Raw genomic sequence first — 1,127 nt, forward strand, 5'->3', positions numbered from 1 at the left:
CTACCTGAGTGGATTCGATCAACGATGGATCAATGACCGGAAAATTAGCTGTTTCTGTGTTCGTTGTTTTCGGACGCATTTTTACCGGTTCAGTGGTCAGCGTTTCCAGTTCCGTGTCAATTATTTTCGGGGCAATATCAGTAACGGCTACCTTATGCCCGGCCTTGCACATGAAATCACTATTGATCGCCTCATCCTGCTTTGCAGAAGCAACCGCCGGGAGCATTACATCTTCACTTCTACTCACTTCTCTGGCAAAAGCGGTGCCTGTCTTATCAATATTGTCAGATGAACTGACGCAAGCGGCGAAACACGTCTGTTCTATTGTTTTAATACGGAGCGAATCCATTTTTTTAACCCTCACTGCTGTCCTTGCTATGACGATCTGATTAAGAAAAGCCAAACCAGATATAACTTGGACTTTTAACCCAATAGTTAGTTCCAACCATTCTGTGAAGACTGGGCAGAATTATAAGATCACCTCCGCAGCTGCCGAATGGCAGGAGGTCTTGGGGTGTGACCAAGAGATAGTTGGCACGGTGGGCATAGGCAGCAATGAACAATAAATTGAAATCACATGGGCAGTGCCACATTGAGGAGGGTAGGCAATTCGAACTCAATAAAATCGGTTGTTTTCGCCCCACTTCCTGCCATAGTCCAGAAGCATGCTGTACCACTCATCCTCATTTTTTGTATGTTTTTTCATGTTAGCGAGATAGATGTCCAGCCAATATTTCTGGTCGTGCTCTTCAGACAACAAATTTGAAAACTCCTTGGTGGTTAAAGGGCTAACGGCAACATTTTGATGACGCAAACAGTGTTTTGCTATGGTTAATTGACTCTTTTCTGAGCATTCTTCCCAGAGTCGATGAAAATATTCCCGGTACTCTTTAAGGTAAAATTCACAAAGACGAGCTTTGTAACGTTGCATTTCAACCAGAGGCAGACCATTTGTTTTCAGGGATGCGATTGAGTTGTTTTGTGTGCTTTCGCGACTGACCTCAGGAATGTCCTTCCAGCAATCGTCATGCTCATCCGCGCTGTTGGCATTGGCGCCAAAGTCTATGTATTTATCATTGGATTCAGGGAAGAGAACAAGGTTAATCACATTTAACATCAACGCCAAA

The 1,127-nt window shown here is 44.0% G+C and carries 2 protein-coding genes; both read right to left on the reverse strand.

What is annotated here, in order from left to right; genetic code table 11:
- A partial coding sequence (locus KDK16_RS04860) for a hypothetical protein (protein ID WP_257252618.1) occupies positions 1–349 on the reverse strand: 349 nt, incomplete at its 3' end.
- Positions 350–616: 267 nt separating this feature from the next.
- Positions 617–1,127, reverse strand: a 511-nt coding sequence (locus KDK16_RS04865) for a hypothetical protein (protein WP_257252616.1), incomplete at its 5' end; no start/stop codon positions are given.

It is taken from the genome of Endozoicomonas sp. SESOKO4, from assembly GCF_024606275.1.